22 protein-coding genes are annotated in these 26,053 nt (G+C 70.8%); 8 read left to right on the forward strand and 14 right to left on the reverse strand.

What is annotated here, in order from left to right; genetic code table 11:
* Positions 1 to 233 precede the first annotated feature (233 nt).
* A complete protein-coding gene (addB, locus tag AKJ13_RS16540) occupies positions 234 to 3,410 on the forward strand; it encodes a double-strand break repair protein AddB (protein WP_050734336.1) in 3,177 nt (1,058 codons plus the stop codon).
* Positions 3,411 to 3,602: 192 nt separating this feature from the next.
* Here the strand turns inward: addB and AKJ13_RS16545 are convergent, their stop codons facing one another.
* The 4 genes from AKJ13_RS16545 to AKJ13_RS16560 form a co-directional block, all read right to left on the reverse strand.
* Entirely contained in the window at positions 3,603 to 4,832 is a 1,230-nt protein-coding gene (locus tag AKJ13_RS16545; protein ID WP_050734337.1) for an acyl-CoA dehydrogenase, read from the reverse strand.
* A 107-nt stretch (positions 4,833 to 4,939) separates the two neighbouring features.
* Positions 4,940 to 5,869 carry an AEC family transporter gene (locus tag AKJ13_RS16550; RefSeq protein WP_050734338.1) on the reverse strand — a complete coding sequence of 310 codons (930 nt, stop codon included), beginning with the start codon at positions 5,867 to 5,869 and terminating at the stop codon, positions 4,940 to 4,942.
* A 95-nt stretch (positions 5,870 to 5,964) separates the two neighbouring features.
* Positions 5,965 to 6,450 (reverse strand): hypothetical protein, encoded by a 486-nt coding sequence (locus tag AKJ13_RS16555; RefSeq protein WP_050734339.1) that lies wholly within the window; start codon positions 6,448 to 6,450, stop codon positions 5,965 to 5,967.
* A 91-nt stretch (positions 6,451 to 6,541) separates the two neighbouring features.
* Positions 6,542 to 7,738, reverse strand: a complete 1,197-nt coding sequence (locus AKJ13_RS16560; protein WP_050734340.1) for an aminotransferase class V-fold PLP-dependent enzyme — start codon at positions 7,736 to 7,738, stop codon at positions 6,542 to 6,544.
* A gap of 138 nt (positions 7,739 to 7,876) precedes the next feature.
* Here AKJ13_RS16560 and AKJ13_RS16565 point away from each other — a divergent pair, with 138 nt between their 5' ends.
* Positions 7,877 to 8,395, forward strand: a complete 519-nt coding sequence (locus AKJ13_RS16565; RefSeq protein WP_050734341.1) for a TspO/MBR family protein — start codon at positions 7,877 to 7,879, stop codon at positions 8,393 to 8,395.
* A gap of 18 nt (positions 8,396 to 8,413) precedes the next feature.
* Here AKJ13_RS16565 and AKJ13_RS16570 read toward each other — a convergent pair whose 3' ends face one another.
* The 5 genes from AKJ13_RS16570 to AKJ13_RS16590 all read right to left on the reverse strand — a co-directional run bounded on the left by AKJ13_RS16570 (position 8,414) and on the right by AKJ13_RS16590 (position 14,624).
* On the reverse strand, positions 8,414 to 8,809 hold the full coding sequence (locus tag AKJ13_RS16570) for a DUF1640 domain-containing protein (protein ID WP_050734342.1): 396 nt from the start codon (positions 8,807 to 8,809) through the stop codon (positions 8,414 to 8,416).
* A 66-nt stretch (positions 8,810 to 8,875) separates the two neighbouring features.
* Positions 8,876 to 9,403 carry a phosphate-starvation-inducible PsiE family protein gene (locus AKJ13_RS16575; protein ID WP_050734343.1) on the reverse strand — a complete coding sequence of 176 codons (528 nt, stop codon included), beginning with the start codon at positions 9,401 to 9,403 and terminating at the stop codon, positions 8,876 to 8,878.
* Positions 9,404 to 9,520: 117 nt separating this feature from the next.
* Positions 9,521 to 10,078, reverse strand: a complete 558-nt coding sequence (locus AKJ13_RS16580) for a DUF4337 domain-containing protein (protein WP_050734344.1) — start codon at positions 10,076 to 10,078, stop codon at positions 9,521 to 9,523.
* 85 nt (positions 10,079 to 10,163) lie between these two features.
* Positions 10,164 to 13,304 carry an efflux RND transporter permease subunit gene (locus AKJ13_RS16585; protein ID WP_050734345.1) on the reverse strand — a complete coding sequence of 1,047 codons (3,141 nt, stop codon included), beginning with the start codon at positions 13,302 to 13,304 and terminating at the stop codon, positions 10,164 to 10,166.
* 9 nt (positions 13,305 to 13,313) lie between these two features.
* Positions 13,314 to 14,624 (reverse strand): efflux RND transporter periplasmic adaptor subunit, encoded by a 1,311-nt coding sequence (locus AKJ13_RS16590; RefSeq protein WP_050734346.1) that lies wholly within the window; start codon positions 14,622 to 14,624, stop codon positions 13,314 to 13,316.
* A 177-nt stretch (positions 14,625 to 14,801) separates the two neighbouring features.
* Here AKJ13_RS16590 and AKJ13_RS16595 point away from each other — a divergent pair, with 177 nt between their 5' ends.
* The gene (locus tag AKJ13_RS16595) at positions 14,802 to 14,984 is read left to right on the forward strand and encodes a hypothetical protein (RefSeq protein ID WP_007567057.1); all 183 of its coding nucleotides are present in this window, start codon (positions 14,802 to 14,804) and stop codon (positions 14,982 to 14,984) included.
* Positions 14,985 to 15,109: 125 nt separating this feature from the next.
* Here AKJ13_RS16595 and AKJ13_RS16600 read toward each other — a convergent pair whose 3' ends face one another.
* The 3 genes from AKJ13_RS16600 to AKJ13_RS16610 all read right to left on the reverse strand — a co-directional run bounded on the left by AKJ13_RS16600 (position 15,110) and on the right by AKJ13_RS16610 (position 18,558).
* Complete coding sequence (locus AKJ13_RS16600) at positions 15,110 to 16,153, reverse strand: glycosyl transferase (protein WP_050734347.1); 1,044 nt, start codon at positions 16,151 to 16,153, stop codon at positions 15,110 to 15,112.
* Positions 16,150 to 17,244 (reverse strand): glycosyltransferase, encoded by a 1,095-nt coding sequence (locus tag AKJ13_RS16605; protein WP_050734348.1) that lies wholly within the window; start codon positions 17,242 to 17,244, stop codon positions 16,150 to 16,152. The genes AKJ13_RS16600 and AKJ13_RS16605 overlap by 4 nt, the downstream gene beginning before the upstream one ends.
* Positions 17,245 to 17,463: 219 nt before the next feature.
* Positions 17,464 to 18,558, reverse strand: coding sequence for a glycosyltransferase family 4 protein (locus tag AKJ13_RS16610; RefSeq protein ID WP_050734349.1), 1,095 nt, complete (start codon positions 18,556 to 18,558; stop codon positions 17,464 to 17,466).
* Positions 18,559 to 18,746: 188 nt separating this feature from the next.
* Here AKJ13_RS16610 and AKJ13_RS16615 point away from each other — a divergent pair, with 188 nt between their 5' ends.
* Genes AKJ13_RS16615 through AKJ13_RS16630 form a run of 4 tightly spaced genes read left to right on the forward strand, consistent with a single transcriptional unit; the run spans position 18,747 to position 21,638 of the window.
* On the forward strand, positions 18,747 to 19,442 hold the full coding sequence (locus tag AKJ13_RS16615; protein WP_348270944.1) for a cytochrome b/b6 domain-containing protein: 696 nt from the start codon (positions 18,747 to 18,749) through the stop codon (positions 19,440 to 19,442).
* On the forward strand, positions 19,439 to 20,179 hold the full coding sequence (locus AKJ13_RS16620; protein ID WP_050734351.1) for a molybdopterin-dependent oxidoreductase: 741 nt from the start codon (positions 19,439 to 19,441) through the stop codon (positions 20,177 to 20,179). Before AKJ13_RS16615 ends, AKJ13_RS16620 begins: the two co-directional genes overlap by 4 nt.
* A 31-nt stretch (positions 20,180 to 20,210) precedes the next feature.
* On the forward strand, positions 20,211 to 21,185 hold the full coding sequence (locus tag AKJ13_RS16625; RefSeq protein WP_050734352.1) for an SPFH domain-containing protein: 975 nt from the start codon (positions 20,211 to 20,213) through the stop codon (positions 21,183 to 21,185).
* Between the two features lie 3 nt (positions 21,186 to 21,188).
* Complete coding sequence (locus AKJ13_RS16630; protein WP_050734353.1) at positions 21,189 to 21,638, forward strand: NfeD family protein; 450 nt, start codon at positions 21,189 to 21,191, stop codon at positions 21,636 to 21,638.
* A 102-nt stretch (positions 21,639 to 21,740) separates the two neighbouring features.
* Here AKJ13_RS16630 and AKJ13_RS16635 read toward each other — a convergent pair whose 3' ends face one another.
* Positions 21,741 to 22,133, reverse strand: coding sequence for a helix-turn-helix domain-containing protein (locus AKJ13_RS16635; protein WP_050734354.1), 393 nt, complete (start codon positions 22,131 to 22,133; stop codon positions 21,741 to 21,743).
* Between the two features lie 82 nt (positions 22,134 to 22,215).
* Between AKJ13_RS16635 and AKJ13_RS16640 the strand changes: the two genes are divergently transcribed.
* Entirely contained in the window at positions 22,216 to 22,947 is a 732-nt protein-coding gene (locus tag AKJ13_RS16640) for an SDR family oxidoreductase (RefSeq protein ID WP_050734355.1), read from the forward strand.
* A gap of 205 nt (positions 22,948 to 23,152) precedes the next feature.
* Here the strand turns inward: AKJ13_RS16640 and AKJ13_RS16645 are convergent, their stop codons facing one another.
* Positions 23,153 to 26,029: a phosphoenolpyruvate carboxylase gene (locus AKJ13_RS16645; protein WP_050734356.1), complete on the reverse strand. Its 2,877-nt coding sequence runs from the start codon at positions 26,027 to 26,029 to the stop codon at positions 23,153 to 23,155.
* Between the last annotated feature and the right edge of the window lie 24 nt (positions 26,030 to 26,053).

The raw sequence follows: 26,053 nt of genomic DNA on the forward strand, positions 1-26,053 counted from the left end.
TCGGCGGCTTGAAGGCAGGCCGGCGAAAAGCGGCCCGATCCAGTCGTACAGGTTGCCGTGAGAGCTGCCGGAACGCGGGCAAACACCTCGGTTCTGCTCGGCGGTAGAAGATGACCCTGAGCAGAAATTGGACCTGTCCGCTTTCGGGGCGCTCGCGATGACGGTGCAGGTCGCCCCTCGCCAGCGTCGCACGCCCCTGTCCCGGCCCGCCGCGCGCGCGTACAAGGCGCCCCATGTCAGAGCGGCAGGCCGTCTTCACCATCACCCGGGGCGTCCCGTTTCTGCCGGCGCTCGCCGAGGCACTGCTGGCCGGCCGGCTGGTCGGGCCGGTGGCGGAGGATCCGCTGGCGCTCGCCGCGGTCACGATCTACCTGCCGACCCGCCGCGCCGCGCGGGCGCTCGGCGCGATCCTGGCCGACCGGCTCGGCCGGCTTGCGCAGGAGCGGGGCGCGCCGGGCTACGCCGCCCTGCTGCCCCGGATGATCCCCCTGGGCGAGGCCGACGAGGCGGAGCTCGACCTCGCCTCCGAGCCGCTGCTCGAGGACAACGATCCGCTCAGCACGCCGATGCCGCCCCTGGAGCGGCGGCTGATCCTGGCCCGCCTGGTCCAGGCCTGGGCGCAGACCGTGGACCGGACCCTGCTGCCGCTGGATGCCGAGGTGCCGTTCCTGGTGCCGTCCTCGCCCGCCGACGCGGTCGGGCTGGCGGGCGATCTCGAGCGGCTGATGGATGCGCTCACCGTCGAGGGCCTGCCCTGGTCGGAGATCGGCGCCGCCGTGGAGGCCGAATACTCGCGCTATTTCGGCCTGACCCTGGATTTCGTGAAGATCGCCGCCGAGAACTGGCCGAAGCTCCTGGCCGAGCGCGGCCTGTCCGACCCGGTCGCCCGCGCCCGGGGCCTCGTCCTCGCCGAGGGCCAGCGCCTCGCCCGGACCGCGCCGACGGATCCCGTGATCGTCGCTGGATCGCTCGGCTCCGTGCCCGCCACGGCCCGGTTGATCGCGGCGGTGGCGAAGCTGCCCCGGGGCGCCGTAGTCCTGCCCGGGCTCGATCTCGACCTCGACGAGGCCGGCTGGTCCGGCATCGATACCGGCGAGGGGTTCTCGCGGGTGATCGCCCACGGGCATCCCCAGGCAGTGCTGCACCGGCTGCTCGGGCCGGACAACCTCGCCCTGTCGCGGGCGGAAATCGTGGCCGTGGGCGATCCCGATGCCGGCCAGGCGGCGCGGTCCATGCTGCTGTCGCAGGCCCTGCGTCCGGCCGACACCACCGATGCCTGGGCCGATCTCGACCCGGAGATGCGGGACGCAATCGCCGAACGGGGCCTCGATGGGCTGGCGCTGGCCGAGGCCGCCGACGAGCGCGAGGAGGCCCTGGTCGCGGCGCTCGCCCTGCGCGAGACCCTTGAGGTGCCCGGCGCCACCGCGGCCCTGGTGACCCCGGATCGCGGGCTCGCCGGCCGGGTCGCGGTTGAACTTCTGCGCTGGGGCATCGTCGCCGAGGACTCGGCCGGGCTGGCGCTCGCCGGGAGCCCCGCCGGACGCCTTGCCCGGCTCACCGCGGAGCTGGCCGCAGACCTCGCCCGCAACCAGGCCGACGCGATCCCGGCCCGGCTGATCGCGCTGCTCTCGCACCCGATGGTCCGCCTCGGCCTGCCCCGGTCCGACGTGGTGCGCGGCGCGGCCGCCCTGGAGATCGGGCTGCTGCGCGGCCCTGTCCCGGCCCCGGGCTTTTCCGGGCTGCGGAATGCCCTGGCGGCCGAGCGCGTCGGGCCGCCGGAGCGCCGCCCCCGGGCCAAGCGCCGCCTGAAGGATATCGACTGGGACCTCGCGGAAGACTTGCTCAAACGATTGGACCAGGTTTTCGCCGCGTTTCCCGGCCCAGACGGGGCCGGCGCGTGCGATCTCGTCGCCGTTGCTGCGCTCCACCGCGCCGCCTGCGACTGGTTGATCGCAGGCCCGGAGGACGCGCTGGAGGAGATCGAGGACGGATCCCTGTCCTGCCTCGACGCCCTGTTCGACGATCTGGAGATGGCCGAGCCCGGCCTGATGCCGGGGCGGTTCGACGATTACGCGACCTTCTTCACCTCGCTCGCCCGGGAGCGCCTGGTCGGCTGTTCCGGCGAGGCGCCGCACCCGCGCCTGCGCATCCTCGGCCTGCTGGAGGCGCGGCTGCTGTCGGTGGACCGGGTGGTGCTCGGCGGCCTCGACGAGGGCGTCTGGCCGGTGCGGACCCTGACCGACGCCTTCCTCAACCGGCCGATGCGCGAGCGGGTCGGCCTCAACCCGCCCGAGCGGCGCATCGGCCAGATGGCGCACGATTTTATGCAGGCGCTCGGCTGCCGCGACGCGGTGATCACCCGGGCGCTCAAGCGCGAGGGCTCGCCGACCGTGCCGTCCCGCCTGATCCAGCGCCTGCGCGCCCTGTCCGGTGATGCCCGCTGGGAGGCAGTGCTGGAAGCCGGACGGCGCTTCACCGGCCTCGCCGCCCGCCTCGACGCAGCCCCGTTGGAGAAGCGGCTGAAGCGCCCGGCGCCGAAGCCGGACCCGGCGCTGTTCCCGCGCTCGCTCAGCGTCACCGAGATCGAGACGCTGGTCCGCGACCCCTACAGCATCTTCGCCCGCCACGTGCTCGGGCTCGATCCCCTGGAGCCGCTGGCCGCGGTGCCGAGCGTCGCCACCCGCGGCTCGCTCGTCCACGACATCTTCGCGGAGTTCGCCCGGCTCCATCCGGAGGGCCTGCCGCGGCGGCCGGAGGAGCATCTCTTCGCCATCGCCACCAACGCCTTCGGCGAGATCGCCGACACCTATCCGGAGCTCTACGCGGAGTGGTGGCCGCGCTACGAGCGCATGGCCGCGGCCTATCTCGCCTGGGAGGCGGAGCGCCGGCCGGGCCTGAGGCGCATCCACCCGGAGGTCTCCGGGCGCTGGGTGATCCCCATGGGCCGCGAGAGCTTCACCCTCCGCGCCCGGGCCGACCGGATCGAGCTGCGCCCGGACGGCAGCGCCTGCATCGTCGATTACAAGACCGGCACGCCACCCTCGGCGAAGATGATCTTTTCCGGCTTCTCGCCGCAGCTGACCTTGGAGGCGGCGATGCTGATGCACGGCGCCTTCGACGGCCTGCCGGCGGTGAAGACCACGCCGGACCTGCTCTACATCCACGCTTCGGGCGGGCGGAAGCCATTCGTCCCGGCCCCAGTGAAGCCCCCCCGGGGCGAGGAGCGCAGCGTCGAGGCGATCGTGGCCGAACACGCCGCCCGCCTGAAGGGCCTGATCGCCCGCTTCCTTACCGGCGAGGCTGCCTACACGGCCCGGCCCTACCCGCAATATGCCAGCCAGTACGGGGCATACGACCACCTGGCACGGGTGCTGGAATGGTCGCTGGGCGGGGAAGAGGGTGGGACGTAGCGGCGTTCCTGCCGACACCGATCTATCACCCCGGCCTCATCCTGAGGCGCCGGAGCGCAGCGGAGGCCTCGAAGGAGCCCTCCAGCCGGCCGCGCGATCCCTCGAGGCCTCCTTCGAGGCGGCTGCGCCGCACTCAGGATGAGGGTGTAGTTGAGAGGTGCCGGGGCGGGGGAGGGGCTCCGTCCCCAAGTCTCAGAAGAACGCCTGCAACCCGGTCTGCGCCCGGCCCAAAATCAGCGCGTGGACGTCGTGAGTGCCCTCGTAGGTGTTGACCGTCTCAAGGTTCTGGGCGTGGCGCATCACGTGGTACTCGCCCATGATGCCGTTGCCGCCGTGCATGTCCCGGGCGGTGCGGGCGATGTCGAGGGCCTTGCCGCAATTGTTGCGCTTGATCAGCGAGATCATCTCGGGGGCCATCTTGCCCTCGTCCATCAGTCGGCCGACCCGCAGCGAGGCCTGGAGGCCGAGGGCGATCTCGGTCTGCATGTCGGCGAGCTTCTTCTGGACCAACTGCGTCTGAGCGAGAGGGCGGCCGAACTGCTTGCGTTCCAGCGTGTAGTTGCGCGCCCGGTGCCAGCAATCCTCCGCCGCGCCCATCGCCCCCCAGGAGATGCCGTAGCGCGCCCGGTTGAGGCAGCCGAACGGACCTTTGAGCCCGGAGACGTTGGGAAGCAGCGCATCCTCGCCGACCTCGACGCCCTCCATGACGATCTCGCCGGTGGTGGAGGCGCGCAAAGATAGCTTGCCCTTCAGGGTCGGGGCGGAGAGGCCCTTCATCCCCTTCTCCAGAACGAAGCCGCGGATCGCGCCGTCATGCGCGTCCGACTTCGCCCAGACCACGAACACGTCGGCGAAGGGCGCGTTCGAGATCCACATCTTGGCGCCCGAGATCCGGTAGCCGCCGTCGATCTTCTCCGCCTTGGTCTTCATGCCGGCGGGATCGGAGCCGGCATCCGGCTCTGTCAGGCCGAAGCAGCCGATCCACTCGCCCGAGGCAAGCTTCGGCAGGAATTTCTGGCGCTGTTCCTCCGAGCCGTAGGCGTGGATCGGGTACATCACGAGGGAGGATTGCACGCTCATCATCGAGCGGTAGCCGGAATCCACTGCCTCGACGGCCCGCGCCACCAGCCCGTAGGCGACGTAGGAGGCGCCGGCGCAGCCGTATTCCTCCGGCAGGGTCACGCCGAGCAGCCCGAGTTCACCCATCTTGCGGAACAGGCTGGGATCGGTCTTCTCGTCGGCATAGGCCTCGACGATGCCGGGCAGGAGCTGCTCCTGCGCGAAGCTCTGGGCCACGTCGCGGATCGCCCGCTCGTCCTCGGTGAGCTGGTCCTCCAGCAGGAACGGGTCTTCCCAGACGAAACGGGCCGAGGCCGGGGCCGACGGAGAGGCGCTGCCCGGGGGGCGCATCGGAGCGTTCATGGGGTTTCCTCGCCTACAGGGTATGGGGCTTCGGCCCCGCGCTTGGCGCTACCCTAGACCGGAGCGCTCCGCCGTCCAACGCGCCCAGTGACGCCGCGGCCGCGGCGTCACGCCCGACCGAGGATCGTCAGCCAGAGGAGCGTCGTCAGCGGCGCCAGCAGGGTCGAGACCAGCACGGAGGCCGCGACCATCCCGGTCTCGGTCCGGTAGCGGGCCGCCAGCAGGTAAGCGTTGATCCCCACCGGCATGGCGGCAAAGAGAGTTGCGACGCCCGCATAGGCGATGGGCATCCTGAAGACGTGGAAGGCGAGCAGCCACACGGCCAGCGGGTGCAGCAGGTTCTTCAGGGCCGCGATCACCAGGGCGCCCTTGAGATCGAACAGCACCCGGTAGCGCTTGAGCCCGGCGCCCAGCGCCACCAGCGCGCAGGTCGAGGCGGTGCCCGCGAAGGCGTCGATCAGCGATTTGGGGATGCCGCTCGGGGTGACGCCGAGGCTTTTCATCGCCATGCCGATGATCAGCGCCACGAAGATCGGGTTCTTGAGCAGGACCAGGGCGAGGCCGCGGATCCGGGCGAGGACCGGCAGGCCGGAATCGGACTCGATCAGGAAGGTGGCGCAACCCATCATCAGCGGCAGGTGGACGGCCAGCAGCATGAACAGCGGGAAGGCGCCGTCCTCGCCATAGGCCTGGAGGATCATCGGCACGCCGACGAACACGGTGTTCGACTGGCTCGCCGCGAAGCCGTGCAGGATCGCGCCGCGCCGCTCGATCCCGGCGCGCCGCCGGGCGATCAGGGTGCCGACGAACCAGGACAGGCCGGCGCCGCCGAAATACGAGATCCAGTAGCTCCAGGCGACCTCGCCGGTCATGCCCGGCCGGGTCAGCGTCGCGATGATCAGGGCCGGCACCGCGACCGCGAAGACGTATTCCGAGAGGCCGTCGCTGACCTTGTCGGACAGGAGCCCGGTGAGCGCCGCGCCCCAGCCGATCAGGACGATCCCGAAGATCGGGGCGATGATGGCGAGGGCGTTCACGGATCCGGCGGGGCTCTGGGCGTGGAGGCCCGCGCATAGCACGCTGACGCCGGCTTTTGCGCCCCCGGGGTCGAATCCGGGGGCGGGTTTCCGGCCTACTTGTTCTCCAGAACCTCCATCGGGTTCGTGCGCTGGCTGGCCGGCGGCTCCTTGGTGAGGTTGGCGCCGCCCTCCCGCTGCGCCTTGACGGCCTTGGGCGAGCCCGGACCGCCGACAGCGGTACCGCCCTGGCCGGACTGAGTCGGCACGGTGCCGGAGGCCAGTTCCAGGCAGGTCACCATCTCGACATAGGACGGGTAGCCGCCCGCCTTGAACTGGCTCTCGCATTGGCGCTTGGCGGCGGACGTGTAGTTGCCCCAGTGGCTCTCGGCCTCACGCTTGGCCTCTCGCTCGGAGCGGAGGCAGCCGTCGTAATTGGCCTTGTCGCTGATCGCGGTGTTGGCGACCTGGGCCGACTTGCAGGTCGTCTCCACGTCGAGGTCCGGCACCGTGTCGGCCCGGGCGGATCCGGACCCGAGGGCCAGGAGCGCGAGCGTGCCGGCGAGGTGCGCGCGGAAATGGGCGGTCCGGTGGGCCTTCATGGTGGTGAGACTCGCAGTCTGGGGCGGCGTGCGCCGGCGGTGTTGCCGGCACAACGCGCCAGGACGGCCTTCGGCACCACGCCGGCGCCGATCAATCGCCGTGCGCGCCGCGCAGGGCCTGGTCGAGATCGTCGTAGAGGTCGTCGGTTTCCTCGATGCCGGTGGAGAGCCGCAGCAGGTCCGGCGGGCAGGGGCTGCCCGGACCCTCGACCGAGGCCCGGTGCTCGATCAGGCTCTCGACCCCGCCGAGCGAGGTCGCGCGCTTCCACAGCCGCACCCGCGCCGCGGTGGCGATCGCCCCGGCCTCGCCGCCCGTCACCCGGATCGACAGCATGAAGCCGAAGCCGTCCTGCATCTGCCGGCGCGCCACCGCGTGGCCGGGATCGTCCGGCAGACCCGGATAGAGGACGTGGCTCACATGCGGATGCCCGCACAGGCGTTCGGCCAGCTGCAGGGCGCCGGCCGCTTGTGCCGCCGCCCGCAGGTGCAGGGTCCTGAGCGAGCGCATCAGCAGATAGGCCTCGAACGGACCCAGGATCCCGCCGCTGCCGGCGCGGATGCCGCGGATCCGCTCCCAGAACGCGTCCGCCCTGGCGCCCGCGAGCACGCCCGCGACCACGTCGGAATGACCGTTCAGGATCTTGGTGCCGGAATGCATCACGATGTCGGCGCCGAGCTCGAGCGGGCGGGTATGGACCGGCGAGGCCGCGGTCGAGTCCACCGCCAGCCGTGCCCCGGCGGCGTGGGCGATCTCGGCGGCGGCCGTGATGTCGGTCACGGTCCAGAGCGGGTTGCCGGGGGTCTCGATCCAGACGAGCTTGGTCCGGCCGGGCTCGATCGCGGCCCGCAGGGCCTCGGTGTCGTCGGTGTCCACGAAGGTCAGGGTCAGCCCGCGCCGGGGCGCCTCCTCGCGCAGCCAGCGCTTGAGCGCCCAGTACATGACGGTGCCGGCGACGATGTGGTCACCCGGCTCCAGGGCGCCGAACACGGCGGTCGCCGCCGCCATGCCCGAGCCGAACAGCAGGGCGCCGGCCTGCGCCTCCTCCAGCATCGCCAGGACGGATTCGGCCTCGCGCACCGTGGCGTTGTCCGGCCGGGCGTAGCAATAGCCCGAGGAATAGCCGTTGTCGGGATCGCGGATGTAGGTGGTGGAGACATGGAGCGGCATCACCACCGCGCGGGTCTCGGGCTCGATCCGCCCCATGGCCTGGGCGGCGAGGCTGCGGCGGGAGAAGCCCGCCGGCGTGCCGGTATCCGTATCCCGTTGCGGCGCGTTAGGCTCTGACATCTGGCGATTCCGGCGGATGGAGGCAGGCGCGTGCCACGGCGCATGCGCGCCTGCAACCTGTGCCTTGACCCTGCATCATCTTTGCCGAAAGCCGGCCCCTGCCTTTCGGGATGATGCGTGAGCGGAGAACGAACGACGATGCCTGCCGCGCTTCACGTCCCCGAGGGCCCGGCCCTGCCGCGCTGGCTGCGGCTGGCCGCCGCGATCGTGCCCGTGGCACTCACCGCGGCGATTGGCTCGGCCGCGACCCAGGCCGAGATCCCGGGCTGGTATGCGGGCCTGACCAAGCCATCCTTCAACCCGCCGAACTGGGTCTTCCCGGTGGCCTGGACCATCCTCTACACGATGATCGCCGTCTCGCTCTGGCGGCTGCTCGGTGCCATGCCGCGCACCGGGCCGAGCCGCGAGGGCTGGTGGCTGGCGCTCGTTGCCTTCCTGGTCCAGATCGCCCTCAACGCCGCCTGGACGCCGGTGTTCTTCACGGCCCACGCGATCGGCACCGGGCTGATCGTGGTGGCGATGCTGCTGGTCATGGTGCTGTGGACGATCCGCCTGTCCTGGCGTTTCGACCGGCTCGCGGCCTGGCTGCTCGTGCCCTACGCCGGATGGGTCGCCTTCGCGACGCTGCTTAACGCCGCGATCCTGCGGTTGAACTGAGGGGGCGTCAGGGCCGGCTCAGTGGAGGCCTTTGGTCAACGCCACGTTGGCACCGACGACCACAATGGTCTGGAAGCCGATCGCCGAAAGCACCCACTTCAAAATCTCGTACTTCGTGTCGGCAATCTCTGTCCTGAGATCGGAACGTACGAGGGAAATCTCAGACTTGAGATCCGATCTTAAGAGGGCGGATTCCGCATTGAGGTCGGACCTAACCACCGCGGTGTCTGTCCCGAGCGCAGATTTCAGGAGGCGGAGTTCCGTCTTGAGATCGACCTTCGTAACCAGCGTCGACAGATCGGCTTCATGGGCGTCGCGCAGCACGCCGGTCATGGCCTCAGCCTGGACGTCCGAAAAACCGGCCGCCTGAAGCTTCCGTGCGATTGCCAGCGTGTCGAGAGAGACGAGGCTCATGGAATCAATGATATCACGCGGGTCGCGCGTATGCAGTCGATTCGCTGTCGAGTCCTCGCGTCGCCGTCAGCTCCCGCCGCTCGTCGTCTCGTCGCCCGCCGGCTTGCCGTCGTCCCGGGCGCGGTGGAGCAGGAAGATCGCCAGAACCATCGTGATGATCAGGCCGGCCAGCACGCCGAGCTCGATCATCGAGGCGTTGAAGAGGGCCTGCTTCTCCGAGGACCAATCCTTGGCGTGGGTGATCTCCGAGGATTGCAGGGTGATCACGAGGACCCGCCGGATCGAGGCGATGAGGCCGACGATCAGGAACGGCTCGCAGGTCAGCTTGCCGGACCGCATCGAGACCCGCACCGTGTGCAGGATCTCGATCAGCATCAGCAGGAACAGAAGCCGGTCGATCACTTCCAGGATCTTTTCGGCGCCCCCGAGCGCCCGCAGGGCCTCCCAGGTCAGCCCGGCGGCGTCGATCAGCGCGGTGAGCGCGGTGACCGCCAGGAGCAGGCCCAAAGCCGCGTAGATCGCGTGCTCGGTGTGCAGGAAGATCCCGCTGGCGAGCCGCGTCAGGCGCCCCTGCTCGTCGTCCTGTTCGACCATCGCGCTGCATCCCCCCGGTGAAGCCATGACAGCGGGCGGGCCTCGGGCCGAACGCGCGTCCGTCACGGTGTCAGAGCATCAACCCGGAGGCCGGTCACCCCCGTACGGGACGGTGCTTCAGTGGAAGAACGGCAGCGCGTGCGGCGCCAGGTAGCCGAAGCCGAGGAGCGCCGCGCCGGCCAGCCCGAGAAACCCGCCGGCGAAGACCAGGATGGCGATGCCGGTGATCACCTCGGCCGAGGCCAGCACGATGCCGATCTGGAAGGCCGCCGAGGCCAGCTCGTAATGGTGGTAGCGGAGCAGCGACAGGTCGCGCCGCTCCTCGGAGGCCCGGGCCTTGGCGGTCAGCTCCTTGCGGCCCTCGCCGGTGGCGGGCTCGGATTCCCAACGCGCCAGGGTCTTGGCCCATTCGGCGCGCTTGGCCGCGATCGCGTCCTGGTTCGGGCCGGGCGGCACCAGGGCCAGCGCCTCGTCGGCGGTCTTCAGCACCGTCGAGCGGATCGTGCGCGCCTGGAAATAGGCCCATTGGTTGGCGGCCTCGACGTTGGAGCCGATGGAATCCGTCTGGGCCGCCTTGCCCAGGGTCTCGCTGAAGGCGAGGAACAAAGCCAGGATCGAGATCAGCAGCGCCACGCGCTTGTTCGAACCCTCGATCACCCCGTGACCACCCGACATCGTTTCCCGATTCCCCGTTGATTCGTCGGGCGTGACTCACAACCCATCCGGGCCCGGCGCGCAATGCCGCGTCGCCCGCCCGATGCTATTCGGCCGCGATCCGCGGCGGCAGCGCGCGGCCATCGTTGGCCGGATGCGCTGCCTCGCCGTAGCCCGGCTCGTCCAGCGGGTCGTCGCGCTCGCCGACGAACCGGCCGAACAGCCGCCCGAGCAGGCGCGAGAGATCGTCCATCAGCACGAAGATCGCCGGCACGAAGACCAGCGACAGCACGGTGGAGACGATCAGGCCGCCGATCACCGCCACCGCCATCGGGGCGCGGAACTCGCCGCCGATGCCGAACGCCATGGCGGAGGGCACCATGCCGGCGGCCATGGCGATGGTGGTCATCACGATCGGCCGCGCCCGCTTGCGGCCGGCATCGACGATGGCGGTGGTGCGGTCGACGCCGGCATGGATCTGCTCAACCGCGAAGTCGACCAGCATGATCGCGTTCTTGGTCACCACGCCCATGAGCATCAGGATGCCGATCACCACCGGCATCGAGATCGGCATGTGGCAGATCAGCAGCGCCAGGATCGCGCCGCCGATGGAGAGCGGCAGCGAGAACAGGATGGTCAGCGGCTGCAGGAAGTTGCCGAACAGTAGGATCAGCACGCCGAACACCATCATCAGGCCGGCGCCCATGGCCAGGGCGAAGCCCTCGAACACCTCGCCCATCACCTCGGCATCGCCGGTCTGGCTGATCGTGACCCCGGGCGGCAGGCTCTTGGCGGTGGGCAGGTTCATCACCTGGCTGATCAGCTCGGCGAGCGCGTCGGTGCCCTGCATGTCGCCCTCGATGGCGACGCGCACGGCGCGGTCGTAGCGGTCGATTCCCGTGGGGCCCTGGCCGAGGCTGATATCGGCCACCGTCGCCAGCGGAACCGCAGCCCCGCCCTTCACCGGGACCTTCAGGGTCTCGAGCTCGGACAGGCGGCCCCGCAGGCTCTCGGGCAGCTGCACCCGGATCGGCACCTGCCGGTCGGTGGCGTTGAACTTGGCGAGGTTCATGCCGATGTCGCCGATCGTTCCGACCCGGACGGTCTCGGCGATCGTGTCGGTGGAGACGCCGAGATCGGCCGCCACGCCGGCTTTGGGCCGGATGCGGATCTCGGTCCGGTCGAGGGGCGCCGTCGACATGACGTTGACGAGGTGCGGGATCTGGGCCGCCTCGCGCTGCAGTTTGGCCGCGACATCGGCCACCACGGCCTTGTCGGGGCCGGCGATGATCAGGGCCATGTCGCGCTGGCCGCTCTCGCGCAAGGCCCAGAAGCGGATGTCCGGCTCCTCGCGCAGGATCGCGGCGACCTCCGCGTCGACCTGCTTCTGGGTGCGCGTGCGGGCGTTCTTCGGCGTGAGGTTGATGGTCAACGTCGCGAGCCGAACCTCCTTCTTGCCGGGCAATTGCCGCCCGCCATCGACGAAGACGCTCTTCACCTCGGGCAGCGCCCGAATCTTGTGCTCAATCTTGTCGCTGAGCTTCACCGTATCCGGGAGCCGGGCCCCCGGGGGCAGCTCCAGCACGAACAGCGTGCGCGCCTGGTCCTCCGCCGGCAGGAAGCCCGCGGGCAGCAGGCCCGTGGAGGCGATCGAGGCGGCGAAGCACGCGATGCCGAGGATCAGCGTGATGAACTTGTGCCGGACCGACCAGGCCACCAGCCGGGTGTAGCCGCGCATCACGAACCCGTCCTTGGTGTGATCGGGGCCGTGGTCGCGCAGGAAATAGGCGGCGAGCAAAGGCGTGATCAGCCGCGCCACCAGCAGCGACATGAACACGGCGGCCGCGATGGTCAGGCCGAACTGCTTGAAATACTGGCCGGCGATGCCGCCCATGAACGAGACCGGCGAGAAGATCGCGATGATCGTCGCCGTGATGGCGATGACTGCGAGCCCGATCTCATCGGCGGCCTCCAGCGAGGCGCGGTAGGGCGATTTCCCCATCCGCATGTGCCGGACGATGTTCTCGATCTCCACGATCGCGTCGTCCACCAGGATGCCGGTGACCAGCGTGATCGCCAGCAGGCTCACGGCGTTGAGCGAGAAGCCGAGCGCGCTCATCACCCAGAAGGTCGGCAGCACCGAGAGCGGCAGCGCCACGGCGGCGATCAGCGTGGCGCGCCAGTCGCGCAGGAACAGCAGCACCACCACGACCGCCAGGGCGGCGCCCTCGATCAGGCCCATCATGGCCGAGTGGTAGTTGCCGATCGTGTTGACGACGCTCGTGTCGATCAGGTCGAAGCGCACGTCCGGGTTGGCCGCGTGCAGCGCCGCGATCTTCTTGGCGACCCCGACCGAGACGTCGGCGTCGCTGGCGCCGCTCGCCCGGGAGACCGCGAAGGCCACCACCGGCTCGCCGTTGAAGCGCGCGAAGGTGCGCGGCTCCTCGGCGGTGTCCGACAGGGTCGCCAGCTCGTCGAGCCGGACCTTGCGGTTGCCCGGCACCACGATCGAGGTCTTGGCGAGCGTCTCGAGGCTCGCCGAGGCGGCGAGCGCGCGGATCGACTGCTCCTGGCCGCCGACCTCGCCGCGCCCGCCCGCCATGTCGGCGGAGGTCAGACGCAGCTGCCGGTTCACGTCCGCCGCGGTGATGCCGAGCGCCAGCAGCCGGTCGGGCTTGAGCGTGACCCGGATCTCCCGGGCGACGCCGCCCAGGCGCTCGACGCCGCCGACGCCCTTCACGCTCTGCAGGCCACGGGCGACCACGTCGTCCACGAACCACGAGAGGTCCTCGGGCGTCATGGCGGGCGCGGAGGCGCCGTAGATCATGATCGGCAGGCCGGCGATCTCGACCCGGGAGACGATCGGCTCGTCGATGGTGCGCGGCAGGTTCTGGCGGATCTTGGCGATGGCGTCCTTGACGTCGTTGGTCGCCCGATCCTGGTTCACCTCCAGGCGGAACTCGATCGTCGTGGTCGAGATGCCCTCGGTGATGGTCGAGAGGATGTGCTTGACGCCCTTCACCCCGGCGATCGAATCCTCGACCCACTTGGTGACCTGCGTCTGCAACTCGGCCGGCGCCGCGCCCGACTGGGTGATCGTCACCGATACGATCGGGATGTCGATGTTCGGGAAGCGGGTGATCGGCAGGGCCCGGAAGCTGACCAGGCCGAGGATCATCAGGACCAGGAACAGCACCACCGAGGGCAGCGGCTTCCGGATCGCCCAGGCGGAGACGTTGAGGCGCATGACTCTGTCCTACCGCGGGGCCGCGTCGGCCATGGGCGGGCTCGCGGGGGCGCTCATGGGTGTGCCGGCGGTCGGGCGGGGAACGGCCCGCACCCGGTCGCCGTCACGCAGGAAGCTGCCGGCCCGGGCCACGACGGTCTCGCCGGCCGCGACGCCCGAGCGGATCTCCGTGAAGCCCTCGGATGACAGGCCCGTGGTGACGGTGCGCGCCTCGACGCGCCCGTCCTTGGCGACCAGGACGCTGGCCCGGCCGTCCGCGGCGTAGAGCAGGCTGGAGACCGGGACCGCGATCCCCTCCCGGCGCGCCACCTCGACGGTGCCGCGGGCGAAGGCGCCGATGCGCAGGACCGGATCGTCGGCGAGGCGGATGCGGATCTTGCCGAGGCGGGTCGCCCGGTCGACCTCCGGGTAGACCCGGCGCACCTTGCCCCGCAGCTGGCGGCCGTCGTCGAGATCGAGGCTCGCCGGGTCGCCGACCGTGATGCGCGCGAGCGAGGTCTCGGGCACCTCGCCCTCCAACTCGATCTCGCCGCGGGCGATCAGCCGGAACAGGGGCTCCCCCGCCGCCGTGACGGAGGCGCCGACCCGGGCGGTGCGGCGGTTGACGATGCCGGCCTCCGGGGCGCGGATATCGGTGCGGGCGCGCCGCAGGGCGATCTCGGATCCGGCCGCCCGCGCGGTGGCGAGGTCGGCCTGGGCCGATTGCAGGCCGCCGCGTGCCGCGGCCAGGCGGCCCTCGGCCCCCTGCGCCGCCGAGACGCGCTGCTCCAGCACGGCCGCGGTGGCGTTGCCGGTCTTGGCGAGCGACTGGGCCCGCTCCAGGGCGAGCTTGGCCTCGACATTGGCCGCCTCGGCCTGGACGATCTGGCTCTTGGCCTGGACGATGGCCGCCTCGGCCCGGGCGACCGCGGCGACGTTCGAGGCCTCCTGGGTGACGATCATCTCCTGCGACAGGCGCGCGAGAACCTGGCCCTTGGTGACCCGATCCCCCTCCTCGACCAGCAATTCGGTGATGCGCAGGCCCTCGACCTCCGGGGCGACCAGGATCTCGTCCCGCGGGACCAGCGTGCCGGTGACCACGGCCCGTTCCACGATCTCGCGACGCTCGGCCGGGATCACGGTGACGGCCGGCGCGATCGCGGCGGCATCGGGAACCGCAGCCGTCTCCACGGCGCGCGCGGGAGAAGCGGCGAGGATCGCAAACCCGCATAGGAGGCAGAGGCGGGACGCGCGCCCGGAAAAAGTCGGCAAAACGGAAGCCTCGCTGGCGGCCCTGTATTGGTCTTGTCTCTCCGTCGCTGGGCAGATCGGCGTTTTCATGGCGCGGGCCGAGGCGACGGAGCCAGCATAGCGCTTCGGCGCGGGTCCGTCGCCGGACCGTGGGCCGCAGGTCGCAGGTCGGTCAAAAGAGTCGGGGTATACGTCCATTGTCCTGCAACCGACCGCGCAAGACGCCGTTATTAGAACGATGGTCTTCGTACCACCGGGGAGCGGTCCATGAGCATCTTTCAGATCAAGCAGACGAAGAGCGGCGCCGTAATCTGGACCGGTGCGGCCGATGACGAGCAGACGGCGCTCGACGCCATGGCGCGCGAGGCCGGATACCGCGACTTCTCGGCCCTGCCGGACACGATCCGCGCCAACGGGCTCAAGGCGGCCAAGCTGGATCTGATTTCCTAAGTCAGTCGGCCCCTGGCCCCAGCAGATCGGCGCTCGTCCCGCAGGACGGGCGCCTTTTTCATGTCCAGATCGCAATGACGGAGCGGGTTGATCGGCGGAGCGATGATCTCGGAAACGGCCGCGCCTCACGCGCGTCCGATCTGCCGGACCAGTGCCTCGATCGTGGCCGCGCAATCCGGGATCGCGCTCGGCCGGTGCAGGCCGGCGATCACCGACGGGTCGAGGGCCAAGCCGGCGGCGACCAGCCCGGGCCACAATTCGGCGGCCGGCCAGCCCGGATGGACGATTGCGGCGCCGAGCCTTTCTAGAGCTTCGGCCTTCTCGGTCTGCTCGCCATAGGCCCGCTCTTCCGGCAGGCACAGGAAGCGTTTGCCCTGTCCGGCCGCGAGCGCCACGAGGCCGTCGCCGCCGCCGCCGACCAGCAGGGCCGCCTGGGCGATCCGGGCCTCGACGTCGTCGACCCAGCCGTGCAGGTGCAGGTTTTTCGGGACTTCGCCGGAGCCCGAGACGGGGCCCAGCACGTGCCAGGGCCGGTCGGGCACGGCGCGGGCTGCGGCGGCGAGGCCGGCGAGATCACCCCCCACGCCGCCGCGGCCGAACACCACGACGATAGCGTCGCACACCTCCGTGTCGATCTGCGCCGGTGCGCCGAGGAAGCCGGCATAATGCGTCTTGGCGCGCACCCAGCCCGGAACGCCGGCGCCGTCGAGGGCCTCGGGGAAGGGGGCGAGCAGCCGCGTGGCGCTGCGGAAGGCTTCGAGATGGGGCCGGTCGGTCCGGGTGCCGGCGAGGCGCACCACCAGGGTCGGGACCGACAGGAGCCGGGCCAGCAGCGCGATCTCCACCGAGACGTCGACCACGATCAGCGCCGGGTCGGTCCGCTCGACCCATTCGGCGATGCGCGTCATCCGGGCTCGTACGCCCGGATGGTTCAGGGGCGCGTAGTGCAGCGCCTCCGGCCGCCCGGCCTCGCCGTCCCGTCCGTCGAAGTCCGATCCGCCAAGCGGCCGATCGTCGGGCAGGTCGAGCGCGTCGAGGCCGGTCGTGTCGAACGCCGCCAGGGTGCCGATCAGGGTACAGGGCCGGGGCAGGGCGGCGGCGACCGCGCGGGCGCGCTGCAGATGGCCCGCGCCCTGATGGTGGACGTACCAGCCGATCCCGCGGGTCACGCGGCCTCCCGCAGGGACAGGGCGAGGGCGTCGAGGTCGGCGAGCGCCCGGTCGAGGGGGCATTCCCGCGCCGGCGGACTGCGCGATTCGAGGATCCGATCGGCCCGCTCGACGAAGGCGATGTCGTTGGGGCAGGTTTCGAGCGCGGCGCATGCGTCGGGGCCGAGCCCGAGCCGCGCGCAGGCCTCGGCCCGGGCCGAACCGGCGAGGTGGAACGCCCGGCGAAGGGCGGCCCGGCGCAGGATCAGCGCCTGCCAATGCGCCGCCTCGGGCAGCAAGTAGGGCTCGCCGTCGAGCACCCGGGCCCGGCGCGCCATCTCGGTGGCCATACCGCCCGAGACCCGGCCATGGTGGCGGGCCGAGACCATCACGCGCACGTCCGGGCAGTGGCGCAGGCGCGCGCCGCTGTCGCGAAGCAGGCTGACGAGGGCGTTGTCCTCGCCGCAGGGCAGGGGCGGCAGGCCGCCGACGGCGCGGTAGAGCGCCACCGGCACGGCGAGGCTCGCGCCGGTATGGTCGCCATGGCGCGGGGCCGGATCGTGGGGCGGCGGGTCGAGGATGTCCTCCAGGCGGCGCACGCCGGCCCAGTAGCGCTCGATCCGTGCGTGCAACTCGGCGAGGCGCGGATCGGTGGCGCCGTCCGCGTCGATCACCAGGCGGCCGCCGACGACGTCGGCCGCCCGCAGCGCCCGCAGGTTCGCCGCGACCCAGTCGGCCGGCAGGCGGGCATCGGCGTCGGTGGTGAGCAGGATCCCGTCCGGGGCACCCTCGGCCTCGAGCCAGGCGGCGCCGGCATCGAGCGCCATACGGCGGGCGGTGCCGACATGGGCCTCGGCGCCCTCAAGCGCCGCCTCGATCACCCGCAGTGTCAGGCTCGCGAGCGCGCCCGCTTCCTCCAGGGCGCGGATGGCCGGGACCGTGCCGTCGGTGCAGTTGTTGGCGAGAATCACAACCCGCAGCGGCGCCTCGGCCGAGAATCCCTCCTGCCCGGCCAGCGAGGCAAGCAGGATCGGCAGCCGCTCCTCTTCGTTCCGCGCGGGGATGCAGACCACGCAGGGCCGGGCGAGCGGGGCGACGGTTGCGAGCGTCATAACGGTTCTTCTCAACCTCATCGTCGCGAGCACACGAGACGCAGCGTCTGTCCCGTTATCGCTCGGAAACGAGCGTTACGGGTTTTGGCGCACACATACTCGCAAGCTGATGCGCGGGTCCCCTCTCCCGCTCGGGAGGGGGGGCGCGTCGCGGCCTCGGCAAAGCGGGGTGCGACCATCCAGGACCTGCCAGCGAAGGGCCGCGTCCGCTGATGTCCCTTACGCCCGTCCCCCCGCCACCCGCAGGGTCGGCTGCGCCCGCTCGGCGCAGCGTGCCATCACAGCATCGTAGGTCTCCAGGTAGCGCTCGGTCATGGCGGCGGCGTCGTAGAGCGCTTCCGCCCGGTCGCGGCAGGCGCGGCGCGACAGGCCTGCCGCCTCGCGGATCGCCACGGACAGATCCTGCGAATCGTCCGGCAGCGCCAGGCGGCCGCATTGCGCGTCGAGGATGTCGGGCAGGGCGCCCCGGCGGAAGGCCGCCACCGGCGTGCCGCAGGCCAGCGCCTCGGCGACGACCAGGCCGAAGGGCTCCTCCCAGCGGGGCGAGACGATCGCCACCCGGGCGCGGCCGAGATGCTCCGCCAACTCCCGATGCGAGAGATGACCGAGATGGATCAGGTCGGGCCCGAGCCGCGGCGCGATCTCGGCCGCCCAGTAGCCCGGATTGAGCTTCGGCCCGGCGAAGTGCAACGGCAAGCCCGCCGCGCGGGCGGCGTCGATGGCGAGGTGCAGCCCCTTCTCGGGCACGATCCGGCCGGACCAGAACGCGAAGGGCGGATCGTCGGGCGTATCGGAATACGCGAAGGTCGAGAGGTCGACGCCGTTATCGACGACCTGTGCGCCGGGCACGAGCGACGCCCATTCCTGGGCGAGCGACGGCGAGACCGCTAGGAAGGCCATGTCGGGATCGGCCACCTCCACGCCCGAGACCAGGGCGTCGAAGGGCGGCGTGTGCAGCACCGTCACCCAGGGCAGGCCGAGCCGGGCGCTCTGCTGCAGCGGCAGTGCGTGCAGCGCATTGTTGTGCACGAGGTCGAAGCCGCCGGCCGCGACCATCTCCATCATCCGCCGGTAGGCGTCGTGCTCGGCCTTGTCGATCGCCTCCTCGCGCTCGGGATCGGCCAGCGCGTCGCCGGTCGGGTCGCAGAGCATCACCGGATCGAGCGCCGGGTCCGAGCCCCGACTGGCGAACAGGGTCACGTCGTGCCCGTGCCGCTTCAGCGCGACGGTGAGGAGATGCGTGTGCATCTCCAGACCGCCGGCATAGGGCTGGCCGATCGGGTACTTCAGATGTGCCAGGACAGCGATCTTCACGCGCGCACCGCATCCGGTTGTGTGGGGATTTTTGCCGGCCGCAGCGGGGCGAGAGGACTTTCGTCCGCAGCGAGCGTGGCGGGTATCATGCCCATCTTTTCTTCATCAAGCGTTGCGTCATCGAGGCTGGGAGCGACGAGGGACGCAGCGCGTTCCCACCTCCATACGGGCCGCGGTCTGAACCGATGATGATCGAGACGAGAGGTCGACCATTCAGCCGGATGCGCCATCCGGCCTGGGTGCGCCTGACCCATTGGACCGGCGCGGCCGCGACCCTGGCGCTGATGATCAGCGGCACCGCGATCCTGCTGGCCCTCCCGAAACTGTTCTGGGGCGAGACCGGGGCCAACGACGCACCGGCCTGGATCACCTTGCCGCTGCCGGTCGATCTCGAGCAGACCGGCTGGGCGCGCAGCCTTCATTTCCTGGCCGCCTGGATTTTCGTCCTGAACGGTGCCGTCTACCTAGCTCTCGCGCTGCTGCGCGGGCACCTGCGCCGCCGTCTTTTGCCGGAGCCGGCGGAGATCCGGCCGCGAGCGCTGGCCGGCGAGATCCGGGCGCATCTGCGCCTGCGCGGCGGGGCGCCGCCCACCGGCCGCTACAACGCGCTTCAAAAGATCGCCTATCTCGTCGTCCTGCTGGTGCTGGCGCCGCTGATGCTGTTCACCGGCCTGACGATGTCGCCCGGCGTCACCGCCGCCTGGCCGGAGCTGTTCACCCTGTTCGGCGGCCGGCAATCGGCCCGGACGATCCACTTCCTGGCGGCTTTCGCGATGGTCGCGTTCCTCGCCATCCACATCTGGCAGGTGCTGGCCAACCGGCCGGTGGCGCTCCTGCGCGGCATGATCGTGGGGTCGGGTGGCAAGGATGAGGAGACCGCATGAGCGCGCTGACCCGACGCCGCCTGATCCTCGGGACCGCCGGGTTCGGCGCGGCCGGCCTCGTCGGGGGCTGCGAGCCCGGCGCGCCGCAACTGCGCCCCAACCCCTACGGGTTGAGCGACTGGCTGACCTTCGCCGGGCAGCGCCTGCTGCTGGCGCGCCAGCCGCTCGCCCGGGAATTCAGCCCGGAGGCGATCTCGGCGGTGTTCCCGACGATCAACACCACTGACCCGGACGATCCAGCCTATCGCCGCTCGAAGGCACAGGGCTTCTCCGACTGGCGCCTGCCGGTCACCGGCCTCGTCGCGCGGCCGGGGTCGTTCTCGCTGGCCGAGCTGAAGGCGATGCCGGCGCGCACGCAGATCACACTCCATTCCTGCGAGCAGGGCTGGTCGGCGATCGGCCAGTGGAAAGGCGTCCCGCTCTCCCAGGTGCTCGCCGCCGCCGGGATGCGCCCGGAGGCGCGCTATGTGGTGATCCGAACCGTCGACGGCTGGTGGGACAGCTACGACCTGTTCGACGCCCTGCACCCGCAAACGATCCTGGCTTACGGCATGAACGGCGCCGACCTGCCGGTCGCCCACGGCGCGCCGATTCGCCTGCGGGTTGAGCGGCAACTCGGCTACAAGTCCTTGAAATATCTCACCAGCATCGAGGCTGTGGATCGCGTCGACGGCATCGGCCACGGCCGCGGCAGCATGGTCGCGGGCCTTGGATTCAGCTGGTACGCTGGCATCTGAGCCGCCCGTCGCGCGGCGGGGGAGGGCGGCGATGGATCTCACGGTCGGTCTGAGCACGTTCGCGATCGGCGCCGCGGCGCTGGCAGTGATCACGCTGGCGGCCGGGGTGAAGATGATCCCGCAGGGCCACGTCTTCACCGTCGAGCGGTTCGGCCGCTACGCCCGCACCCTCGAATCGGGCCTCGGCCTGATCATCCCGTTCGTCGAGCGCATCGGCCGGCGGGTGAACGTGATGGAGCAGGTGGTCGACGTCCCAAGCCAGCAGGCCTTCACGCGCGACAATGCCGGCGTCACCATCGACGCGGTGGTGTTCTACCAGGTGCTCGACGCGGCCCGGGCCTCCTACGAGGTCTCGAACCTCGACCTCGCCATGACCACCCTGACCATGACCAACATCCGCACCGTGGTCGGCTCGATGGATCTCGACCAGCTCCTCGCCCACCGGGACGAGATCAACGAGCGTCTGCTGCGGGTGCTGGACGCGGCGGCCGCGCCCTGGGGCGTGAAGATCAACCGCATCGAGATCAAGGACATTGTGCCCCCGGCCGACCTCGCCGGCGCCATGGCCCGGCAGATGAAGGCCGAGCGCGAGAAGCGCGCCTCGATCCTCGAGGCGGAGGGCCAGCGCGCTGCCGAGATCCTGCGGGCGGAGGGGCGCAAGCAGTCGGCGATCCTTGAGGCGGAGGGCCGTCGCGAGGCCGCGTTCCGCGACGCCGAGGCCCGCGAGCGCTCCGCCGAGGCCGAGGCGGCGGCGACCGGGATGGTCAGCCGGGCGATCGCCGCGGGCGACATCGCGGCGGCGAACTTTTTGGTGGCGGAGAAATACGTCGACGCGGTCCGGGCGCTCGCCACCGCGCCGAACCAGCGGGTCGTGGTGGTGCCGATCGAGGCGGCGGCGCTCGCCGGCACTTTGGGCGGCATCGGCGAGCTGACCCGCGCGGTCTTCGGCGAGGCGACCCCGCCCCGGCGCACGGGCTCGCCGCCCGATGTCGCCCCGCGGGCCTGACCCATGGCCGATCCGCTGGCGATCCTTGCGGTCCTCGGGCCGGCCTGGAGCTGGGTGATCGCCGGCCTGGTTCTGGCCGGCGCCGAGATCGTCGTGCCGGGCATGTTCCTGATCTGGTTCGGCCTCGCGGCCGTGGCGACCGGCCTCGTCACCGCGCTGATCCCGATCCCCTGGCAGGGCCAGACCCTGTTGTTTGCAGCCCTCGCCGTCGTCCTGGTCGGTCTCGCCACCCGCCTGCACCGCCGCGCCGGACGCCACGACGCCACCCTCAACCGTGCCGACCGCGGCCTGATCGGCCGCGAGGCCGTGCTCCCCGAGCCAATCCTCCAGGGCACCGGCCGCCTCCGCTTCGACGACACCCTGTGGCGGATCGAAGGACCGGACCTGCCGGCCGGGGCGCGCGTGCGGGTGATCGGGCTCGCCGGGACGGTGCTGCGGGTGGAGGCAGTGTGAGGAGTGCGCAGGGCGCTGCCGGGCGGGTGTGTCGAGGACTACTCCCAGGGCCGAATAAGACATAGCGGTTCAAGATCTGGCGAACCGTAAGCGGACGTCCTTTCATGACCTCGTTTTGATGCTGTCATGCGCGTGGTTGGCCGCCGCAATCGCTGCGCCGTGATCAAGTGCCCACGCGCAGAGCGCCTCGAAGGGTTGGCGTAGTGAATGGCCAAGCGGGGTGATTGCATACTCGACGCCAATGGGTGCGGTCGGCAGCACGGTCCGGGTCACCAGACCGTTGCGCTCCAGCCGCTTCAGTGCGTCCGCCAGCGCCTTGTGCGTGATGCCGTCGAGCCGCCGCTTGATCACGTTGAACCGTGCCGGCCGCGGGCAGAGCACCGTGAGGATCAGGATCGTCCACTTATCGGCGATCTTGTCCAGCACCGGGCGGACCCGAGCCATGTTGGCGAGTGCGCACTCGGACAGGGCATCAAGGTCGGTATCATCGGCCATATCTAGGCTAACCTAAGTGCGTTCTTGATATCAGATATACGATCTGTATCTCATGCGCTGTCGCAGATGAAGGGATGCCGCGATGGCTCGTATGGTGGACAAGGTTGCCCTCGTGGTTGGCGGCGCGAAGGGCATCGGCCTTGCGATCGCCGAGCGGCTGGCAATCGAGGGCGCGTCGGTCGTCTTCACCGGGCGGCGTGCCGACGAGGTCGAGGCAGCCGCCTTGAGGATCGGGCGCGGTGCGCGGGGTCTCGTCGCAGACGCAGCCTCACAGAAGGATTTGCACCGTGTCGTGGCGACGGTGCGGGAGACGCATGGCCGGATTGACGCGCTGGTCCTCAACGCGGGCCTCTCGGAACCGGCGACCCTGCGCGACGGGACGGTCGAGCATTTCGACCGGCACTTTGCGGTCAACGTCCGTGGGGCTGTCTTCGGGTTGCAGGCGGCGCTGAGCGCGATGGAGCGGGGCGGGGCGGTGGTATTGGTGGGCTCGATCGCAGCCGTCATGGGGGTGACGCCCTACGGAACTTACGCCGCCACGAAAGCGGCCCTGCGTTCCTACGCGCGCACATGGACAGCGGAACTGGCCCCACAGGGCATCCGCGTGAACGTGGTGGCCCCCGGCCCGACCGACACCGCCATGATGGCGAGCGTGCCGGAGGTGGGGCGGGCGGCCCTGATCTCACCGATCCCGCTCGGCCGCATGGCGCGTCCTGAGGAAGTGGCTGCGGCCACACTGTTCCTCCTGAGCGACGAGGCGAGCTTCGTCGCAGGAGCCGAACTGTGCGTCGATGGCGGGATGCAACAAGTCTAGCTTCTCGATCACGGTTTCAGCGTGTCCGCTTCGGCCAGTTTGCATCCCTGAAGCGGACCGTCTCGAATCCACCCAAAGCAGCCCCCTCTGAAACTGCGGCGTGAACTCTCGGCCCCACCCTGCAAGCGCCCGCGCTGCATTGATGAACCGCCCGGTCACACGCCTCGGTTGAGCCCGGCGGTGGGCCGTTGTCCACTCACAGACACTACCCGAACGCCCCGACCTCGTGCTGGATCATCCCCGAGATCTCGCGCACCTGGTCGAACAGGCGGCGGATCGGCTGGAACAGGTTGGCGTGCTCGGCCTCGTAGGTGCCGACATCCCGGGGGCCGGCGGGCTCGCCGAAATTGAGGCCAAGCGTCGGGTCCGGGGTGACAGGAAAAATCTCGTCGAGGAGTTTCAGGCAGCCGTCGATGTCGAGGCGCAGGAAGCGCTCCAAGAGCTGCTCCCGGGAGATGCCGGCCTGCGGGCGGAAGCCGGGGATGTGCACTGCCAGGAACCAGATCCGGTGGATCAGCGCCAGCCGCAGGGCGTGCAGCAGGGTCAGTCGGGCCGACATGCCGGGCAGGTCGGGGGCCGCGGTGGTGAGCGCCAGCCAGTCGCGGGTCAGGCGGCCGAACAGGCCGCGTAAGGAGGCGGCGAGGTCGAGGCGCTCCAGGGCGCCGGCGATCACCACCAGCTCTTCCCGGCGGAAATCCTTCTGGGTGCGCCGGGCCCGCTCCAGCCAGACCGCCGGGTCCAGGGTGTCGATATAGGCGCGCAGCACGTCGAGATCGCCCACCGCGGCCGCGTGCTGGACCAGCCGGAAGGCCCGGGAGAAGCGCACCGAATCCCGGCGCATGTCGCGGAACAGGTCGGGGCCGCGCTGGGCGGCCCGGCCAATCCCGTGGAGGGAATTCGCCAGGAAGCCGAGCTGGTGCAGGATCGCGTTGTTGGGGATCGCGCGCATCTGCCGGGGATGGGTGATCCGCGCAGGCCCGCCATTCTCGCTCTGGCGCGCCACCGGGCGGGAGCCGGTGCGGTCGATCAGGCTTGGGCCGAAGGTGCCGAGCAGGGCGGCGTAGCCGGCATCGTCGACCAGGGCCTCCATGTCCTGGCGGGCGGCGGTAAAGAATTCCAGGGCGAAATCCGGCTCCGAGTAGATCGGGTCGTCCTTGGGGTCGCCGCCCTGCTGGCTGTCGTTGAGCGCATAGTCCGAAAAGCTGTCGTCCTCGGCGATGTCGAGGGCGTAGACGTGCTCGGCGATGCGGGCGACGCTGGCCTGGGCCAGCGCCTCGGTGCCGTAGAGCAGGTAGCCGTCGGTGCCCTGGAAGCTCGATTCGAGCCGCACCTTCAGGCCGGCCTTGCGGGCGCGGTCGCGGGCATCCTCGGGAGCCAGGTAGGCGAGGCGGTCGCGCAGCGAGGTCGGGTGGGCGCCCCGGCCGATCGATTCGCCGTGCGTGTCGAAGATCGCAAGCTCGACATCGGCCAGGCCGTTCTGGACCAGCATCTCGGTGATGCGCAGGCGCAGCCGCTCGATCCAGAAGGTTGCGGCGAGCTGACCGACATAGCGGCCGGAATCCGAGTAGCCGAACTGCACGGTGAGCCGGCCGATCCGCTTCAGGTATTGGCGCCAATGCGGGTTGCGCAGGGCATCGTCCAGCACCCGGATGCCCTGTTCCAGGGCGCTCGCGGTCTCGAACAGGGGCGTGATCTCGAGCTTGTCCGCAATGCCGTAATGGCGCGCCAGCCAGAGGGCGGCCAGCAGGGTGTAGCCGGTCTCGGTCTCGGCGATCAGGAAGCGTACCGGGTGGGTGCCGTCCACGTGCTTGAGGATCTGGGCGATGGTCATCATCAGCCGGGCGGCGGAGGCCCGTTCGGCGGCGAGCGCGCCGAAATCCACCGCCACCGGGCGGACGTCGTTCAAGAGCGTGTGGACGGTGGCGAGGTGCGAGCGGCGCTGGGCCGAATCGGTGGGCTCGCCCTCCAGGTCGATCACCCGGCGCACGGCGTTGTGGATCTGGCTGGCGTTGAGCCGGAAATGCGGCAGGGCGTTCGACAGGCCGTGGGTGGCGACCCCGGAGCGCAGGATCGCGATCGCCCGCTTGTCGGCCTCGTCGGCGGCTTCCAGGGCGGCGGTGAGCCCGGCCACCAGGGCGCCGGCATCGGTCTGGGCGCGCTCGCGCTCGATGATCAGCGCCAGGGCGAAGCGATGGACCGACTCAAGCGACGGCTTGTCGCCGAGCCGAGGGGCGACCGCGAGCTGGCGGTTGACCGCGGCGAGCGCGTCCTGGGCGAGCGCCCGGACCTCCCGGCAGGCGGGGCTGTCGGGCAGGTCGCGCATCACCCGGTCGAACTGCATCCGCTTGGAGATCAGTCGGTAGCGCAGGGTGTCCCACCAGCCGATATCGGTGCGCCCGTCGGTGTCGCAGCCGACCCAGCTGGCGATGGCGAAGGGGCGGGGCGTCAGCTCCGTCCAGCGGTCCGGCCAGCGGGCACGGGCGGCGTCGAGCAGGGCGCCGTTGAAGGCGTCGAGGGCGAGGCGGCCGTTATTGGCCGCTGCGCAGGCCTGCTCGAACTCGGCATCCAGGGTGATCGGCGCATCCGGCCGGGTGGAGAGCGTGGCGGCGCGGGCGATCAGGTCGGCGCGGGCGACGGCGTCGGGCAGGCTCGCGGCCTGGGCGAGAAGGCCCGCCACGGCTTTCGGCATGCCGAAGGTCGGGTGCGCGGTGAACACCACCGCGAAGGCGGTGCGGTGGATGAAGGCCGCAAAGGCGGCGAGACCGTCCGGCCCGCCGGGGGCGGCGCCGACCAGCCGCGCGGGGATCGCGGCTTGCGGGTCGGCCGGACCGGTTTCGAGCCCGACATAGGCGCGCAGCCGCTCGGCCCGGGCCGCGAGCGCCGCGGCGCGCAGCCGCACGAACAGGCCGTCGAGGTCTCCCGCCGCGATCTCGTTGCGGTCGAACCGGCGGGTGATCGCCAGCGTCACGGCCAAGACCGGATTGCGGAACGGGTCCTCCCGGGCCTGCTCCCGGGCGCTCTCGATCAGGCCGAGGAGATGGCTCTCCAGTTCCTCTGGCTCGCGGCTCGGCTGATGCTGCATGGATCCGTCCCGGCTCCGGTCGTC

The organism is Methylobacterium sp. ARG-1, assembly GCF_001262595.1.
Classification (GTDB): domain Bacteria; phylum Pseudomonadota; class Alphaproteobacteria; order Rhizobiales; family Beijerinckiaceae; genus Methylobacterium; species Methylobacterium brachiatum.

What these genes read in the sequence shown, in the direction of transcription:
- AKJ13_RS16630 (WP_050734353.1), top strand. Translation starts at nt 21,189, where the DNA reads ATGGCCGATCCGCTGGCGATCCTTGCGGTCCTCGGGCCGGCCTGGAGC.
- AKJ13_RS16545 (WP_050734337.1), bottom strand. Translation starts at nt 4,832, where the DNA reads ATGAACGCTCCGATGCGCCCCCCGGGCAGCGCCTCTCCGTCGGCCCCG.
- AKJ13_RS16585 (WP_050734345.1), bottom strand. Translation starts at nt 13,304, where the DNA reads ATGCGCCTCAACGTCTCCGCCTGGGCGATCCGGAAGCCGCTGCCCTCG.
- AKJ13_RS16555 (WP_050734339.1), bottom strand. Translation starts at nt 6,450, where the DNA reads ATGAAGGCCCACCGGACCGCCCATTTCCGCGCGCACCTCGCCGGCACG.
- AKJ13_RS16560 (WP_050734340.1), bottom strand. Translation starts at nt 7,738, where the DNA reads ATGTCAGAGCCTAACGCGCCGCAACGGGATACGGATACCGGCACGCCG.
- AKJ13_RS16575 (WP_050734343.1), bottom strand. Translation starts at nt 9,403, where the DNA reads ATGGTCGAACAGGACGACGAGCAGGGGCGCCTGACGCGGCTCGCCAGC.
- addB (WP_050734336.1), top strand. Translation starts at nt 234, where the DNA reads ATGTCAGAGCGGCAGGCCGTCTTCACCATCACCCGGGGCGTCCCGTTT.
- AKJ13_RS16635 (WP_050734354.1), bottom strand. Translation starts at nt 22,133, where the DNA reads ATGGCCGATGATACCGACCTTGATGCCCTGTCCGAGTGCGCACTCGCC.
- AKJ13_RS16570 (WP_050734342.1), bottom strand. Translation starts at nt 8,809, where the DNA reads ATGAGCCTCGTCTCTCTCGACACGCTGGCAATCGCACGGAAGCTTCAG.
- AKJ13_RS16625 (WP_050734352.1), top strand. Translation starts at nt 20,211, where the DNA reads ATGGATCTCACGGTCGGTCTGAGCACGTTCGCGATCGGCGCCGCGGCG.
- AKJ13_RS16595 (WP_007567057.1), top strand. Translation starts at nt 14,802, where the DNA reads ATGAGCATCTTTCAGATCAAGCAGACGAAGAGCGGCGCCGTAATCTGG.
- AKJ13_RS16620 (WP_050734351.1), top strand. Translation starts at nt 19,439, where the DNA reads ATGAGCGCGCTGACCCGACGCCGCCTGATCCTCGGGACCGCCGGGTTC.
- AKJ13_RS16580 (WP_050734344.1), bottom strand. Translation starts at nt 10,078, where the DNA reads ATGTCGGGTGGTCACGGGGTGATCGAGGGTTCGAACAAGCGCGTGGCG.
- AKJ13_RS16565 (WP_050734341.1), top strand. Translation starts at nt 7,877, where the DNA reads ATGCCTGCCGCGCTTCACGTCCCCGAGGGCCCGGCCCTGCCGCGCTGG.
- AKJ13_RS16640 (WP_050734355.1), top strand. Translation starts at nt 22,216, where the DNA reads ATGGCTCGTATGGTGGACAAGGTTGCCCTCGTGGTTGGCGGCGCGAAG.
- AKJ13_RS16605 (WP_050734348.1), bottom strand. Translation starts at nt 17,244, where the DNA reads ATGACGCTCGCAACCGTCGCCCCGCTCGCCCGGCCCTGCGTGGTCTGC.
- AKJ13_RS16590 (WP_050734346.1), bottom strand. Translation starts at nt 14,624, where the DNA reads ATGAAAACGCCGATCTGCCCAGCGACGGAGAGACAAGACCAATACAGG.
- AKJ13_RS16645 (WP_050734356.1), bottom strand. Translation starts at nt 26,029, where the DNA reads ATGCAGCATCAGCCGAGCCGCGAGCCAGAGGAACTGGAGAGCCATCTC.
- AKJ13_RS16615 (WP_348270944.1), top strand. Translation starts at nt 18,747, where the DNA reads ATGATCGAGACGAGAGGTCGACCATTCAGCCGGATGCGCCATCCGGCC.